This window comes from Sphingomonas sp. SP6, assembly GCF_058313435.1.
In genome coordinates this window covers 315,482-329,810 of sequence record NZ_JBZFLG010000003.1, presented here as the reverse complement: position 1 = coordinate 329,810, position 14,329 = coordinate 315,482, and the positions used below count along the sequence as shown (strand labels likewise).

The 14,329-nt window shown below is 69.7% G+C and carries 12 protein-coding genes; 5 read left to right on the top strand and 7 right to left on the bottom strand.

Annotation, left to right across the window (positions count from 1 at the left end; all coding sequences use genetic code 11):
• Positions 1-14 precede the first annotated feature (14 nt).
• Positions 15-1,559 carry a Do family serine endopeptidase gene (locus AC4GYY_RS11765; RefSeq protein ID WP_491120760.1) on the top strand — a complete coding sequence of 515 codons (1,545 nt, stop codon included), beginning with the start codon at positions 15-17 and terminating at the stop codon, positions 1,557-1,559.
• Between the two features lie 236 nt (positions 1,560-1,795).
• Here the strand turns inward: AC4GYY_RS11765 and AC4GYY_RS11760 are convergent, their stop codons facing one another.
• Positions 1,796-2,098 carry a hypothetical protein gene (locus tag AC4GYY_RS11760; protein ID WP_491120759.1) on the bottom strand — a complete coding sequence of 101 codons (303 nt, stop codon included), beginning with the start codon at positions 2,096-2,098 and terminating at the stop codon, positions 1,796-1,798.
• Positions 2,099-2,275: 177 nt separating this feature from the next.
• Between AC4GYY_RS11760 and AC4GYY_RS11755 the strand changes: the two genes are divergently transcribed.
• Positions 2,276-2,998 (top strand): Crp/Fnr family transcriptional regulator, encoded by a 723-nt coding sequence (locus AC4GYY_RS11755; RefSeq protein WP_491120757.1) that lies wholly within the window; start codon positions 2,276-2,278, stop codon positions 2,996-2,998.
• Here AC4GYY_RS11755 and AC4GYY_RS11750 read toward each other — a convergent pair.
• On the bottom strand, positions 2,969-3,166 hold the full coding sequence (locus tag AC4GYY_RS11750) for a hypothetical protein (protein ID WP_491120756.1): 198 nt from the start codon (positions 3,164-3,166) through the stop codon (positions 2,969-2,971). The genes AC4GYY_RS11755 and AC4GYY_RS11750 overlap by 30 nt on opposite strands.
• Before the next feature lie 308 nt (positions 3,167-3,474).
• On the opposite strand from AC4GYY_RS11750, the gene AC4GYY_RS11745 reads away from it, so the two are divergent.
• Together AC4GYY_RS11745 and AC4GYY_RS11740 are read left to right on the top strand one after the other, a co-directional pair.
• Complete coding sequence (locus tag AC4GYY_RS11745) at positions 3,475-5,127, top strand: helicase HerA-like domain-containing protein (RefSeq protein ID WP_491120754.1); 1,653 nt, start codon at positions 3,475-3,477, stop codon at positions 5,125-5,127.
• A gap of 37 nt (positions 5,128-5,164) precedes the next feature.
• Positions 5,165-6,214: an ABC transporter ATP-binding protein gene (locus AC4GYY_RS11740; protein ID WP_491121206.1), complete on the top strand. Its 1,050-nt coding sequence runs from the start codon at positions 5,165-5,167 to the stop codon at positions 6,212-6,214.
• Here the strand turns inward: AC4GYY_RS11740 and AC4GYY_RS11735 are convergent.
• Genes AC4GYY_RS11735 through AC4GYY_RS11725 form a run of 3 tightly spaced genes read right to left on the bottom strand, consistent with a single transcriptional unit; the run spans position 6,204 to position 9,282 of the window.
• On the bottom strand, positions 6,204-7,046 hold the full coding sequence (locus tag AC4GYY_RS11735) for a carbohydrate ABC transporter permease (RefSeq protein ID WP_491120752.1): 843 nt from the start codon (positions 7,044-7,046) through the stop codon (positions 6,204-6,206). The genes AC4GYY_RS11740 and AC4GYY_RS11735 overlap by 11 nt on opposite strands.
• Positions 7,043-7,924, bottom strand: coding sequence for a carbohydrate ABC transporter permease (locus AC4GYY_RS11730; RefSeq protein WP_491120751.1), 882 nt, complete (start codon positions 7,922-7,924; stop codon positions 7,043-7,045). The genes AC4GYY_RS11735 and AC4GYY_RS11730 overlap by 4 nt, the downstream gene beginning before the upstream one ends.
• Positions 7,921-9,282: an extracellular solute-binding protein gene (locus tag AC4GYY_RS11725; RefSeq protein WP_491120750.1), complete on the bottom strand. Its 1,362-nt coding sequence runs from the start codon at positions 9,280-9,282 to the stop codon at positions 7,921-7,923. Before AC4GYY_RS11725 ends, AC4GYY_RS11730 begins: the two co-directional genes overlap by 4 nt.
• 78 nt (positions 9,283-9,360) lie before the next feature.
• Here AC4GYY_RS11725 and AC4GYY_RS11720 point away from each other — a divergent pair, with 78 nt between their 5' ends.
• On the top strand, positions 9,361-12,273 hold the full coding sequence (locus tag AC4GYY_RS11720; protein ID WP_491120748.1) for a TonB-dependent receptor plug domain-containing protein: 2,913 nt from the start codon (positions 9,361-9,363) through the stop codon (positions 12,271-12,273).
• Positions 12,274-12,288: 15 nt separating this feature from the next.
• On the opposite strand, the gene AC4GYY_RS11715 is transcribed toward AC4GYY_RS11720, so the two are convergent.
• On the bottom strand, positions 12,289-13,602 hold the full coding sequence (locus AC4GYY_RS11715) for an ATP-binding protein (protein WP_491120747.1): 1,314 nt from the start codon (positions 13,600-13,602) through the stop codon (positions 12,289-12,291).
• A complete protein-coding gene (locus AC4GYY_RS11710; protein WP_491120746.1) occupies positions 13,599-14,267 on the bottom strand; it encodes a response regulator transcription factor in 669 nt (222 codons plus the stop codon). The genes AC4GYY_RS11715 and AC4GYY_RS11710 overlap by 4 nt, the downstream gene beginning before the upstream one ends.
• Between the last annotated feature and the right edge of the window lie 62 nt (positions 14,268-14,329).

The following is a 14,329-nucleotide window of genomic DNA, read 5'->3' as shown; positions in this document are numbered from 1 at the left end:
CGAGAGGACCTATCGTGCGCTACGCTTATGCTCTCACCGGCGCCCTGCTCCTCGGCGGGACCGCCGCCAGCCTGACGCTCCAGAACAACCCCGCCGCCGCGCAGACCGCGCAGAACGAGCCGGGCGCGATCAACGCCGCCGCGCCGCGCGCGGGCGCGCCGATGAGCTTTGCCGACATGGTCGCGAAGCTTCAGCCGGCGGTCGTGAACATCTCGACCAAGCAGACGATCACCGTCCGCCAGAGCGCGAACCCGTTCGCCGGCACCCCGTTCGGCGACCTGTTCGGCCAGATGAACGGCGGCGGCGCGGAGGGCGGCGCCCCGGTCAAGCGAGAGGGCGCCTCGCTCGGCTCGGGCTTCATCATCTCTCCCGACGGCTATATCGTCACCAACAACCACGTGATCTCGGCCGGGACCAAGGGTGCAAGCGTCGAATCGATCACCGTGACGCTCCAGGACAAGAAGGAATATGTCGCGAAGCTCGTCGGGCGCGATCCGACCAGCGATCTCGCGGTGCTCAAGATCACCTCGCCGACGCCGCTGCCGTTCGTGAAGTTCGGCGATTCGGGCCGCGCGCGCGTCGGCGACTGGGTGGTCGCGATCGGCCAGCCGTTCGGGCTAGGCGGCACCGTCACCGCCGGCATCGTCTCGGCGGTCCACCGCTCGACCGGAGGCGGCCCGTTCGACAGCTTCATCCAGACCGACGCCGCGATCAACCAGGGCAATTCGGGTGGCCCGATGTTCAACCTCAACGGCGACGTGATCGGGATCAACAGCCAGATCTACTCGCAGTCGGGCGGCAACATCGGCATCGGCTTCGCCATCCCCGCAACCGAGGCGCGCCCGATCGTCGAGACCTTGATGAAGGGCGGCGCGATCAAGCGCGGCTATCTGGGCGTCGGCATCCAGCCGATGACCGAGGATATCGCCGCGGCGTTGGGTCTGCCCAAGGATCGCGGCGAGGTCATCGGCCGGGTCGAGCCGGGCGGGCCGGGCGCGCGCGCGGGCTTCCGCCCCGGCGATGTCGTCATGCGCGTCAACGGCAAGGACGTGAACCCCGATCAGACGCTGTCGCGCCTCGTCGCCGACACTGCGCCGGGGGCGACGGCTCGCTTCGACGTGATCCGCGACGGCCGCCCGATCCAGCTCTCCGCCGCGGTGGGTACGCGCCCCTCTGACGATCAGCTGGCGTCGCTCGCCGGTGGGGACGACGACGATTCGGACGGCCTTCCCGACGAGAACGGCGGCGCCGCGACCGCGCAGGGCGCCAACGCGATCGGTGTGCAGGTCGTGCCGCTCACCCCCGGCATCGCGCGTTCTGTGGGGGTCGACTCGACCGTCCAGGGAGTGGTGATCGCGACCGTCGACCCGTCGAGCGACGCGGCGCAGAAGGTCAAGCGCGGCGACGTCATCACTTCGGTCAACGCCACCCCCGTGCGCACCGGCGCCGACGTGGCGCGCGCGGTGGCGGCGGCGAAGGCCGCGGGCCGGCCACAGGTGCTGCTCAACATCACCCGCGGGCGGCAGGGCGGGGGCTATGTGCCGGTGAAGATCAAGTAAGCGTAGCTGGAGATATGGGGCAGACCGGCCCGTATCTCCGGCAAGGCCGGCCGGCGCCGGCGCGGCCTGCGTCCGACGTCACGGGATTTGCCCCGCGACGGCTGTGACAGGCGAGAGCGGCGCGGCGAGACGCCGGTTCTCTCCGTCCGTCGCGCCAGGGTGTCGTGCGCGCGAGCTGCCCGAACCATTGCACGATCGGCGGGACGGTGTCCTCTCGACCTGCCGCAGCCGACGCCTCACGGCCCCGGGCGCCGCGGGCCCGAGCCGCCGGCATCGTAATGGTTCAGCGACTCCGCAATACGGGAAAGCAGTGCGTGGGATCGCCACATCGGCGCGCCCGCTCCATCTGCGGCCTCGGCGACTTCGACCTGCACACTTTCGGCGGTGTCGACAATGTCGACCGCGTCGGCGACGGTGATGACCGATCGTTCGATCAGACCGTGGATCAGGCTTTCGACGAGGAGCAGGGCGGCGTGGCCGTGCGGGTCCGGCGTAACGATCGCGATCGGCGCTTCTGAGTCATTGTCGTTGGTCGGCATGGTCGCGCCTCGTGGATGCAGGCGAGAGTTGGAACTCTCAGCCGTCGGCGCCTGAGAAACCTGTCGACGATGCCTTGGCGGTACACGTCTCCAAGGCCGGTTTCCACAACCCAGACCAACATTGAGCAATATCGACCGGCAATGTTATTGTGTCCATTCACCGGTAGACCGTAGGGCATGGCAAACCGTTTCACCCAGAAAATGAGCGGTTTGGCAGAGCTGACGCCGGGGGATGTCGCAGCGCTCGAGGCGGTCACGGCGCATCCCCGCCGCTATGGCGCGCGCAAGGACCTGATCCGTGAAGGCGACGAGCCCGGACCGATGTTCGTGGTGCTGGAAGGATGGTTGTGCCGCTACAAGATCCTGCCCAGCGGCACGCGCCAGATCATGGCGTTCCTGATGCCGGGCGACGCCTGCGACCTCCACATCAAGCTGCTCGCCGAGATGGACCACAGCATCCAGGCGGTCACCCCCGCGCATGTCGCGACGGTCGCGCCGTCGCAAATGCAGTCGATGATGGACGAGCACCCCAATATCGCCCGCGCGATGTACACGGCCCAGCTCGTCGATGAGGGAGTGATGCGGGCGTGGATCGTCAGGATGGGACGGCGCAGCTCGATCGAGCGCGTCGCGCATCTCATCTGCGAACTGTACCTGCGCGCCCGCAACATCGGCCTGACGCAGGACGACGACTTCATTCTCCCGCTTTCGCAACTCGTTCTCGCCGACGCGCTGGGAATGACCGCGGTTCACATCAATCGCGTGTTGAAGGAATTGCGACTGACCGGGGCGATGGCTCTGAAGCGGGGAAGCGTTACAATCCTCAGCCCGGCGAAACTCGTCCAGATCGCGGGTTTCGACGAGAACTACTTACACCGCCGCATGCGTCGCCCGAGCTGAGCGCTGTTCGGTCCCGTTCTTTTCTTCGAACCGGACGATCAGGCTGTCGTAGCGCACCGCGAGATCGGCATGAATGGCGGCGATGTTCGGGTCCAGCGCTCGCGCCGCCATGTCGCGGGAAGCCTTGGCGCGAAGTAGATAATATTCATAATGGTTGAACTGGTCCACCGAAACCTCCCCTTCTGCGACCACGCACGATGAACTCGCTGGCTGTCACGTTTCAGACCCACCAACGATCGGACTTTAACAACCCACCAGCCGATTTTGTTAACGAGCATCAATAAGCACCGGTCGAGGTTGATTTCTCCCCGGACCCGGCGCTGACGCGGCAAAGGTTCCTTGCGGGAGGACACGCACACGACCCGGACGCCGGCTTGGCGGACGTCCCGCCCGTATCGGGACTTCGCCCGCCGACCTCTTGCCCTCCGCCTCCCGCCGGGCGCAAAGAACCCCTTCCGGGGCGGAGGAGGCGTGACATGAGCGACGGCATCTTCATCGGCGCAGGCGCGGGCGGCGGGAACCCGCAGACGCTCGACCTGCACCGCGCCAACCGCCACGGGTTGATCGCGGGGGCGACCGGCACCGGCAAGACGGTGACGCTCCAGGGCACCGTCGAAGGCATGTCGGCCGCGGGCGTCGCCACCTTCGTCGCCGACGTGAAGGGCGACCTGTCGGGCCTCGCCATGCCCGGCTCGGCGCAGGCCAAGACCCATGCGATCTTCGCCGCGCGCGCCGCCGAGATCGGCCAGACCGATTGGCGCTACGCCGCCTGCCCGGTCCAGTTCTGGGACCTGTTCGGCGAACAGGGCCATCCGATCCGCACCACCGTCAGCGAGATGGGGCCGCTCCTCCTCGCGCGGCTGATGGATCTGAACGAGGTGCAGGAGGGGGTGCTCGCGATCGCCTTCCACGTCGCCGACGAGGAGGGGCTGCTGCTGCTCGACCTCGACGATCTCCAGGCGATGCTGGCGAACGTCGCCGAGCGCGCCGCCGAGCTGACCGTCAAATACGGCAACGTCTCGAAGCAGAGCGTGGGGACGATCCAGCGCTCGCTGCTCCAGCTGCGCTCGCAGGGGGCGGAGCATTTCTTCGGCGAGCCCGCGCTCGACATCGCCGATCTGCTCACCACCGACGACACCGGCAAGGGCATCGTCAACATCCTCACCGCCGACAAATTGATGGCGAGCCCCAAGCTCTACTCCACATTCCTGCTGTGGCTGCTCTCCGAATTGTTCGAGCACCTCCCCGAGATCGGCGACCCCGACAAGCCAAAGCTGTGCTTCTTCTTCGACGAGGCACACCTGCTGTTCGACGAGGCTCCCAAGGCGCTGCTCGAGAAGGTCGAGCAGGTCGTGCGGCTGATCCGCTCGAAGGGGGTGGGCGTCTATTTCATCACCCAGAACCCGATCGACATCCCCGATACGGTCGCCGCGCAGCTGAACAACCGCGTCCAGCACAAATTGAACGCCTTCACCCCGCGCGACAGCCAAGCGGTGTCGGCCGCGGCGCAGACCTTCCGCGCGAGCCCCGGGGTCGACGTCGCGACCGCGATCACCGAATTGAAGATCGGCGAGGCTCTGGTGTCGCTGCTCCAGCCCGACGGCGCGCCCTCGCCAGTCGCGCGAACGCTCATCAAGGCGCCGTCGTCGCGCGTCGGGCCGGTGACGGTCGAGGAGCGCGGGGTGCTGGTCTCCACCGACGCGATCGGGGCCAAGTACGACACGCTCGTCGATCGCCAGTCCGCCGAGGAGATCCTGTCCGCCAAAACGCAGGAAGCCGCCGCGGGCGAGGCCGCCAAGCGCGCGTCGGACGACGCCGCGAAGGCCGCCGCACTCCAGGCCAAACAGGCTGCCGCCGCTGCCAAGGCCCAGGCACAGGCCCAAGCCGCGCAGGCCAAGCTCCAGGCGCAGCAGGAGCGCGAGGCGTCGAAGGCGGCGGCGGACTCCCCCTGGTCGAAGATGGCGACTTCGGCGGGCCGGGCGGTGTCGTCGTCGCTGGGCCGGCAGGTCGCCAACGAGATCGGGCGCGAGGTGCTGGGGACCGGGCGCGGGCGTCGCGGCGGATCGAGCGGCGGGCTGCTCGGCGGCGTGCTGCGCGGCGTGCTCGGCGGCCTCATGCGAGGCCGGTGAGGGTGGTGGATGCGAGAGGTCGAACCCCTTGGCAGGCGTGACCCTGACGGGGTTGAGCAAGGCGTTCGACCGGACGACCGTGCTGCACCCGACCGACCTGACGATCGCCGATGGCGAGTTCGTGGTGATCGTCGGCCCGTCCGGCTGCGGCAAGTCGACCTTGCTTCGGCTGGTCGCGGGGCTCGAGACGCCCACGACCGGCCGCGTCGAGATCGGCGGCCGCGACGTGACCGAAGCCGCGCCCGCGGACCGCGGGCTGGCGATGGTGTTCCAGTCCTACGCGCTCTACCCGCACCTGACCGTCGCACAGAACATCGCCTTTCCGCTGACGACCGCCAAGCGCCCCAAGACCGAGATCGCCGAGCGCGTCGCGCAGGTGGCCGAGACGCTGGAGCTGACGGCGCTGCTCGACCGCCGGCCGCGCGCGCTCTCGGGCGGGCAGCGGCAGCGGGTGTCGATCGCCCGGGCGATCGTGCGCGAGCCGGGAGTGCTGCTCCTCGACGAGCCGCTCTCCAATCTCGACGCCGAGCTGCGGGTGCGGATGCGGCACGAGTTCGCCCGGCTCCACCAGCGGCTGGGCGCGACGATGATCTACGTGACGCACGACCAGCTCGAGGCGATGACGCTTGCGAACCGGATCGTGGTGATGAGTGAGGGAAGGGTCGAGCAGGTGGGCGCGCCGCTGGACCTCTATCGAACCCCGGCCAACCTTGCGGTCGCGCGCGCGATCGGCTCGCCGGGGATGAACCTGTTCGCGGCGACCGCGACCGGGCGGCACGCTGCGCGTCTCGCGACGGGTGAGGAGGTCGCCGTCGCCGCCGCGCTGCCGAATGGGACCGCGGCGGTCACGCTCGGCATCCGGCCCGAGCATCTGCGGGCGGACGGCGAAGGTGCGTTCGGCGGCCGGGTCGAACTGTTCGAGCAGCTCGGCCCGCTGTCCTTCGCGCATCTGGCGGGCGAGGGCGGGGTGATCGTTGCCCAACTCCCGGCGGAGCGGCGGACGACGCTGGGGGAGACGCTGCGGTTCGCCGTGTCGCCTGCGGACTGCCACGTCTTCGACGCCGCCGGGCGCGCGCTCAGCCCTTGATGCTGCCGCCGAGCAGACCGCTCAGATAATAACGCTGCAGCGACAGGAAGAGCAGCAGGATCGGCAGCGTCGTCACCACCGCCGCCGCCATCATCAGCTCGCCGTCCGCGGCGTGCTCGCGCGAGATCGCGGCCACCGCCACGGGCAGCGTGTACTTATACTGGTCCACCAGGATGATGAGCGGCCAGAGGAAATCGTTCCAGCTGCCCAGGAACAGGAACAGCGCCAGCGTCACCGTAACCGGGGCGAGCAGCGGCAGGACGATCCGGGTGAAGATCCGCACCTCGCCCGCGCCGTCGAGCCGGGCGGCGTCGAGCAGCTCGTCGGGGATCGCCAGGCACGCCTGACGCACGAACAGCACCGCGAAGATCCCGGCGAGGCTCGGCAGGATCACCCCGGCGTAGCTGTTGACCAGCCCCAGCTCCTTGAAGATCAGGAAGAGCGGCAGCATCGCGACCTGTCCCGGCACCACCAGGCTGGCGATCAGCAGCTGGAGCAGGCGCGCGCGGCCGCGGAAGGCGAGCTTGGCGAAGGCGTAACCGGCGGGGACCGTCAGCAGCAGCCCGAGCAAGGTCGCGACGGCGGCGACCCACAGGCTGTTCAGCAGCGCGGGCACGATGTGATAGTCGAACCAGGCACCCCCGAACTCGCGCCGGACGAGCAGTTCGTAGTAATTCTCCCAGCTCCAGCGCCGCGGCCACAGCGGGGGCGGGAAGCGACTCGAATCGCCGCGCGGCATGAACGACACCGTCACCATCCAGGCGATCGGCGCGAGGGTGACGCCGGTCAGCAGCGCGACGGCGGCGTTGGCGAGGATCGCGCGCCGCGTCACAGCCACTCGTACCGGCGGCCGATCCGCGTCTGCACGATCGTCAGGCCCAGGATCAGCACGAACAGGACGAAGGCGACCGCACTCGCCTCGCCCAGGTTCCACCATTTGAAGCCTTCGTCGAACATGAAGTAGAGGACCGTGACGGTGCTTTGCGCCGGGCCGCCGAGCGTCATCACATAGGGTTCGGCGAACAGCTGGAGAAAGCCGGAGACGCTCATCACCGCCGCCAGCAGCAATGTCGGCCCGATCGCCGGCAGCGTGACGTGGCGGAAGCGGCCCCAGCGTGACGCGCCGTCGAGCCGCGCGGCCTCCATCAGCTCGTGCGACACCGCCGACAGCGCGGCGGTGAAGACGATCATGTTGTAGCCGAAGATCTTCCAGGTGACGAACAGCAGGATCGCGGGAATCGACGCGCGCGGATCGCCGAGCCAGTCGACCGGGCCGAGGCCGACGCCGCCCAGCGCCCAATTGACCAACCCGAAGCGCGTGTTGAGGAGATAGCGCCAGACGATCGCGGTCGCGACGACGTTGGTGACATAGGGCGCGAACAGCAGCACGCGCCACGCGGGCTTCCAGCGCACCGTCGCGTCGTTCAGCAGCAGCGCGGCAGACAGCGACGCGCCGATCGCCATCGGTACGCCGATCGCCGCGAACAGCGCCGTATTGCCCAGCGCTCGCCAGAACAGCGGCGTCCGCGCCAGGTCGACGAAATTGCCCCCTCCGACGAAGTCGAGGTTGCGCCAGTCCGCCAGCGCATAGACCGAATAATCGGTGACGCTGAGCCCGAGCGCGAGCAGGGTCGGCAGCAGGAAGACGAACGCGATGACGGCGAGCACCGGAGCGGTGAAGAGCCAGGCGGTGCGTTCCTGCGGCGTCATGCGATCCGCCCTGCCGCGACCAGCGCCCGGCGCTTCTCGAGGATTCGATCCACCTGCCGGTCCATCTCGGCGAGGCCCTCGTCGATCGCCAGCCGACCGCGCACGATCCGCTCGGCGATCAGCTGCACGTCGATCCGGATGCGCTCGTACTCGACGATGCCGATCGGCGTCCCCGGATCGCGGATCTGCGCCGCGAACGGCGCGAGCCGCGCATCGGCGAGCTGCGGATCGCGCCACGCGCTCGCCCGCGCCGGGAACGGACCGATCAGCCGCTGGAATTGCAGCTCGCTCGCCGCGGAGGTCATGTGCCGCGCCAGTGCCCACGCCGCCGCCGGATCGCGGGTCCGGCGCGACACCGCCAGGCACGAGCTGAGGCTGGTCGTCGCCCCCGGTCCGCGCGGCCCCGGCATTCGCGCGACCGCCCAGAGATCGGGCGCGATCAGCTCGGCCCGGCGGTGGAGGTCGAGCAGGAGCGGAGGGCCGTTGGGATAGACCGCGAAATAGCCTTGCGCGAACGCGGCGAGCGGATCCTGCACCTCGGTCGACAGCGCCGTCGGCGCGAGCCCCTCGCGGAACAGCGAGACGTAAAAGGCGAGCGCGGCGCGGATCGCCGGTTGCCGGAAGGCGCCGCGCGTGTCGCGCTCGCGCAGCGGCCGCTCCCCGGTCTGACCGATGAAGGTGAACAGCGCATCCCACCAGTTGAGCAGCATGAGGAAAGGGTAGTCGCCCGGACGGCGCGCTTTCAGGCGCCGACCCATCTCTCGCCAGTCCGCCCAACTCTCCGGCGGGGCGTCGTAGCCGACCGCGGACAGGAGATCGCGGCGGTAGAATTGCATATGCGGCGCAGCCAGCCACGGCACCGCATAGGGCCGCCCCGCATAGCGGACGCTGGCGCGCGCGCCGGGAACCAGATCCGCCAGCAGCGTGTCGTCGGCGACGGGGGCGATCGCGCCGATCATGGCGAATTCGCCGACCCAGCCGTTGGGGAGCATCAGCACGTCGGGGAAGGCGCCGCCGGCATGCGCGGTCAGCAGCTTCTCGTGCGCGGCAGTCCACGGCAGCGACTGGGTCTCCACCGTGACTCCGGTCGCGGCGGTGAAGGCGGTCATCAGATAGGGCGAATAATCGCCTTCGTAGCTCATCGCCCAGAAACGGAGCGGCGGGCGTGCCGCTCGTGTTGCGCAAGCAGTCGCCAACGCCACCGGCGCCCCCGCCAGCAGCGCGCGGCGGGACAGGTTGCTCCCCTCCATGCCGGCATGGTGACAGCCCCGCCGGGCAGGCGCCAGCAGCGATTCCGCCACCAAGTCGCGCCAGGCGCTGAGTGCGGTTCCGTACGGCCAGGAGATTGCACTTGCCATCGCGAGGCGGGCGTTCACTAATGGTTCCGGGCGAGAGGTCGCGCGGAGATAGCGACTGGGCCCGGAAAAGGGGTTCACATGGGGACGATCGCGGTTCGCGCGCTGCTTCTGTCGGGAGTCGCGTTCGCGACCCCGCTCGCCGCTCAGGAAGCGCCGCCCGCTCCCGCTCCGGACGCGGCGGCTCCGACCGCGCAGGGCGATGCCGGCGCGGACGTCGTCGTCACCGGCTCGCGCATTCGGCGGCCGGATTATGCCGCGCCCAATCCGATCGTCAGCGTCGATGCCGCGACGCTCCAGCGATCGGGCGACACCAACGTCACCAATTTCCTGCGGCGCATCCCCGCGCTCACCAACTCGCTCGACGGCACCCGGACCGCGGGGAACGCGCAAGCGGACGGCGACATCGGCGACGCGGGCCTCAACCGGCTCGACCTGCGCGGGCTGGGGCCGGAGCGGACGCTAGTGCTGGTCAACGGCCGCCGGCACGTGTCGGGCCAGATCAACACCGCCGCGGTCGACATCAATGCGATCCCGACCGACCTGATCGAGCGGGTCGACGTGCTGACCGGCGCGGCGAGCGCGGTCTACGGCGCGGACGGCGTTTCGGGCGTCGTCAACTTCATCCTCAAGCGCGACTTCGACGGGCTCGCCGCGCGGGCGCAGGCCGGCATCAGCGACCGCGGCGACGCCGGCAACCGCTTCGCTTCGATCATCGCCGGTCGCAACTTCGCGGATGGTCGCGCCAACGTCACCCTCGCCTACGAATACAATGCCGAGGATCCCCTCGCCAACGACGACCGCGATTATCTGCGCAGCGAGAACCGCTACAACTTCATCGACCTCGACAACTACGATCCCACGCGGCCGGGCAGCTACAAGCTCGGGCCGGTCCGCGACATTCGCTACGGCGACAGCTCGACGTACGGCTATGTGGATATCGCCGGGGTGCGGTACCGGGGCGACGGCGCGCTCTACACACGCGGGGCGCCGTTCCAGAACACCTATTTCACGGTGGGCGGGGACGACACGCCGGTCGCGGGCTATATCGGCGACATCCTGCCGCGCACGCGCCGCCACGCAGTCAACCTGCTCAGCCATTTCGACGCATCCGACGCCTTCAAGCTGAGCCTGGAGGCCAAGTTCGTCGACATCGACACCCGCACCTTCGGCTCGTACAGCGGCACCTATTCGTCGGGCCAGTTCTACCAGCCGTTCAGCCTCGACAATCCGTTCATCCCCGCCTCGATCCGCGACGCCGCGGTCGCCGCCGGGCTGACGTCGATCGACCTCAACCGGAACAACTTCGACCTGCCCCGCCGCGGCGAGGACGATCGCCGGCAGACGTGGCGCGGGGTGATCGACGCCAGCGGTCGGATCACCGACCACGCCAGCTACGACATCTATTACACCTACGGCCGCACCGACCTGACCGCGACCAAGCTCAACGATCGGCTGGGCGCGCCATTCGCCGCGGCGCTCGACGCCGTCCAGGGGCCGAACGGGACGGTGGTGTGCCGGTCGGAGGCGGCGCGGGCCGCGGGGTGCCTGCCGATCAACCCGTTCGGCGCGAACGCCGCCGATCCTGCCGCCTTCGGCTATTTCCTGTTCGATCCGGTCAGCAAGGCACGGATCGAACAGCACGTCGTCGACGCCTCGCTGAGCGGCGACTTCGGCCAGTTCTTCTCGCTCCCGGGCGGCGCGCTTCAATTCGCGGTCGGCGGCGAGTATCGGCGTGAGAGCAGCCGCTTCCGCCCCGCGCAGCAACTCCTCGACAACATCTTCTACGAATATGACGAATACATCATCCCGACGCCGACGCAGGGCTCGTTCGACGTCTGGGAGGCGTTCGGCGAGCTCAACGCGCCCTTGCTCGCCGACCGACCGTTCGCGCACCTGCTCTCGATCGGCGCGGCGGGACGCCTGTCGCGCTACTCGACCGTCGGCAGCACCAGCGCCTATCAGTTCAACGGCATCTGGAGCCCGGTCGAGGACCTGAGCTTCCGCGGCTCCTACGGCCAGTCGGTCCGTGCGCCGAACATCGGCGAGCTGTTCCAGGCGGCGACGGGCTCGGGCGATTTCATCGACGATCCCTGTTACCTCTCGAACCGCGACAGCGGCTCGCAATATCGTGCCGCCAATTGCGCGGCGCTGATCTCGGCGGCCGGAGGGAATCCGGCGACCTTCACCGCGACGGACGATCCGTTCGCCAGCATCTATCGCCCCGGCATCCAGCGCGGCAATCCGGACCTGAAGGAGGAGACGGCGCTGACCTGGACCGCCGGCCTCGTCCTGCGGCCGCGCTTCGTCCGCGGACTTCAGATCGCCGCCGACTGGTACGACATCCGGATCCGCAATGCGATCAGCCTCGCCAGCGCATCCGACATCGCCAATCTCTGCGTCGACCAGCCGACCACCGACAACGTCTTCTGCGCCTCGCAGACGCGGCAGGCGGGCACCGGCTACATCAGCAGCTTCATCGTCCAGCCCGAGAACGTCGCCGCCTTCCGCACCTCGGGTCTGGAGGTCAACGCCACCTACGCCTTCGATGCGGGGAGCGCAGGGCGGTTCGATCTGCGGCTCGTCTTCGGCTATCTCCACACGCTCGACCAGATCGCGACGCCCGGCGCGGCGGTGGTCGACAACAGCGACCGCCCGTTCCGCCCGCGCTATACCGTCACCTTCTCGCCGACCTGGACGACCGGGCCGCTGACGCTGTCGTACAACCTGCGCTGGCAGGACGGCGTGCGGCGGTTCGACCGGGCGGCGACCGACGACAACCCGACCTACGTCGACCCGCGCTACTTCCGCTTCAAGGAATTGTGGCAGCACGATCTGCAGGCGGAGATCGCCGTCGGCGAGGCCTATGCCTTCTACGCCGGGGCCAACAACCTGGGCGACCAGCGTCCCGACATCGGGTTCGAGACCAACGTCCCGATCAGCCCGCTGGGCCGGTTCGTCTATGCCGGTGCGAAGGTGCGGCTGGGACGGTGAGGGCGTAGCGGCGATCTACCCGGCATGAGGCAGCGATACGCGGGCGAGCAGCCCTCCGCCGGGTGCGTCGTCGAGGGTCAGCGCCCCGCCGTAGAGTTCGGCAAGATCGCGCGCGATGGCGAGGCCGAAGCCATGCCCATCCCCGCGCTCGTCGAGCCTCGCGCCGGGCGTGGTCGCGCGGGTGCGATCGGCGGCGGGGATGCCCGGACCATCGTCGGCGACGCTCAGGAGGACGCGGCGGTCGACCGCCGTCGCCGTGACGAGGACCGCGGTCGCCGCATGGCGCGCCGCATTGTCGACGAGGTTGCCGGCGAGTTCGTCGAAATCCTGCGCGTCCACGCCGACCGCCAGTCCACCGGGAACGTCGAGGCGGATCCTGACCCGGCCGCGGTGAAGCGCGGCGATCGCGGTCGCGAGATCGGCTAGCGCGGGCGACAGCGCCGTCACGGCCCGGCGGTTGGTCGCAGCGGCGCGCGCGCGGCCCAGATGATGGCGCAGCGTCGCATCGATGCGGGCGAGCTGCGCCTGGGCAGCCGCATCGTCGGCGAGATGCAGGCTCAGCGTGGCGACCGGCGTCTTCAATGCATGGGCGAGGTTGGCGGCGGCGGCGCGCGCGCCCGCCAGCGCCGCTGCGGTATCGGCGGCGAGCGCGTTCAGCTCACGCGCGAGCGGCACCAGTTCGTCTGGCACGGTCGCCGGGATCCGGGCCGCCTCGCCGCGCCGCATCGCCTCAACCGCCGCCCACAGCGTCGCCAACGGTCGCAGCCCGAGCCGGAGCTGAAGCAGCGCCGCCGCTCCGAGCGCAAGGCCAAGGATCGCGAGCGACGCGGCGAGCGGAGCGAGCGCGGCGCGGACCGGCCGGTCGATCTGTGCGCGCGGTACGGCGACGCTGATGCGCGCCTCTCCCGCTTCGGTCGGGACCGTGACGGCGAGCCCATGGACCGCGCTGCCGCCGCGCGTCCATCCCTCGAACGGGGTTCCGACCCGTCCCGGCTCCGGCAACGGCCGGCGCGGCGGCCCGGGCCTGCGCCGCGCCTCGGCGAACGGCAGACTCCCGGCCGAGGCGTTCGCCCCCTGGACTCGCCAGGGCTCGTCGGGCGGGATCCGCGCCGCCACCCGCGCGAGCTGCGCGGGGTCGAGCGACCCGTCCGGCCGCACCGCACTCTCCAACGCCACCAGCCGGTCGCCCAATCGGGCGTCGATGCCGCCGATCACGAAGCGTTCCAGCACGCCGCCGATCGCCACCCCCGCCAGCACCAGCGCGGCGAGCGTGACGAGCAGCGACAGCGCGAACATGCGCCCGAACAGCGAGGTGGGGAGCAGCCTCACTCCGTCGTGCCCGCGGTCAGGCGATAGCCGCGGCCGCGCACCGTCTCGATCAGCGCCGCTCCGATCTTCTTGCGCAATCGGCCGACGATCACTTCGAGACTGTTCGACTCGACGTTGGCGTCGCCCTCGTAAACGCGCTCCATCAGATCGAGCCGGTCGATCACGATCTCCCGGCGCAACATCAGAGCGGACAGAACGCGCCACTCGAGCGCGGTCAGCCGGAGCGGCAGCCCGTCGAGCTCGAACTGGCCGGTCTGGGTCTCGAACGCGAGCGGCCCGCAGTCCAGTCGCGTGGCGGCGTGCCCGGCGGCGCGGCGGACCAGCGCCCGCAGCCGCATGACCAGCTCCTCGATCCGGAACGGTTTCACCAGATAGTCGTCCGCGCCGGCCTTGAACCCGGCGACCTTGTCCGACCACGCCTCGCGTGCGGTGAGGATGAGCACCGGGAGCGCGCGCTTCTCGGCGCGCCACGCGCGCAGCACGCCGACCCCGTCCTTGGCGGGAAGTCCAAGATCGAGAACGGCGGCGTCATAGGCCTCGGTCGCGCCCGCGTGCCCGCCGTCGACGCCATCGGCGAACAGGTCGACCGCAAAGTGTTCGGCGCGGAGCGCACGCGCGATCGCGGGCCCCAGGTCGGGATCGTCCTCGATCAACAGGATGCGCATGGAGCCGGCTACCTCCCCAGCCTAAACCGAAGCTGAACCGCCGGGTTCAGCGGGGTGCGGGC

Excerpts from the sequence above, each read along its gene's own strand:
- AC4GYY_RS11720 (WP_491120748.1), top strand. The coding sequence starts at position 9,361 with ATGGGGACGATCGCGGTTCGCGCGCTGCTTCTGTCGGGAGTCGCGTTC.
- AC4GYY_RS11755 (WP_491120757.1), top strand. The coding sequence starts at position 2,276 with ATGGCAAACCGTTTCACCCAGAAAATGAGCGGTTTGGCAGAGCTGACG.
- AC4GYY_RS11745 (WP_491120754.1), top strand. The coding sequence starts at position 3,475 with ATGAGCGACGGCATCTTCATCGGCGCAGGCGCGGGCGGCGGGAACCCG.
- AC4GYY_RS11725 (WP_491120750.1), bottom strand. The coding sequence starts at position 9,282 with ATGGCAAGTGCAATCTCCTGGCCGTACGGAACCGCACTCAGCGCCTGG.
- AC4GYY_RS11730 (WP_491120751.1), bottom strand. The coding sequence starts at position 7,924 with ATGACGCCGCAGGAACGCACCGCCTGGCTCTTCACCGCTCCGGTGCTC.
- AC4GYY_RS11710 (WP_491120746.1), bottom strand. The coding sequence starts at position 14,267 with ATGCGCATCCTGTTGATCGAGGACGATCCCGACCTGGGGCCCGCGATC.
- AC4GYY_RS11760 (WP_491120759.1), bottom strand. The coding sequence starts at position 2,098 with ATGCCGACCAACGACAATGACTCAGAAGCGCCGATCGCGATCGTTACG.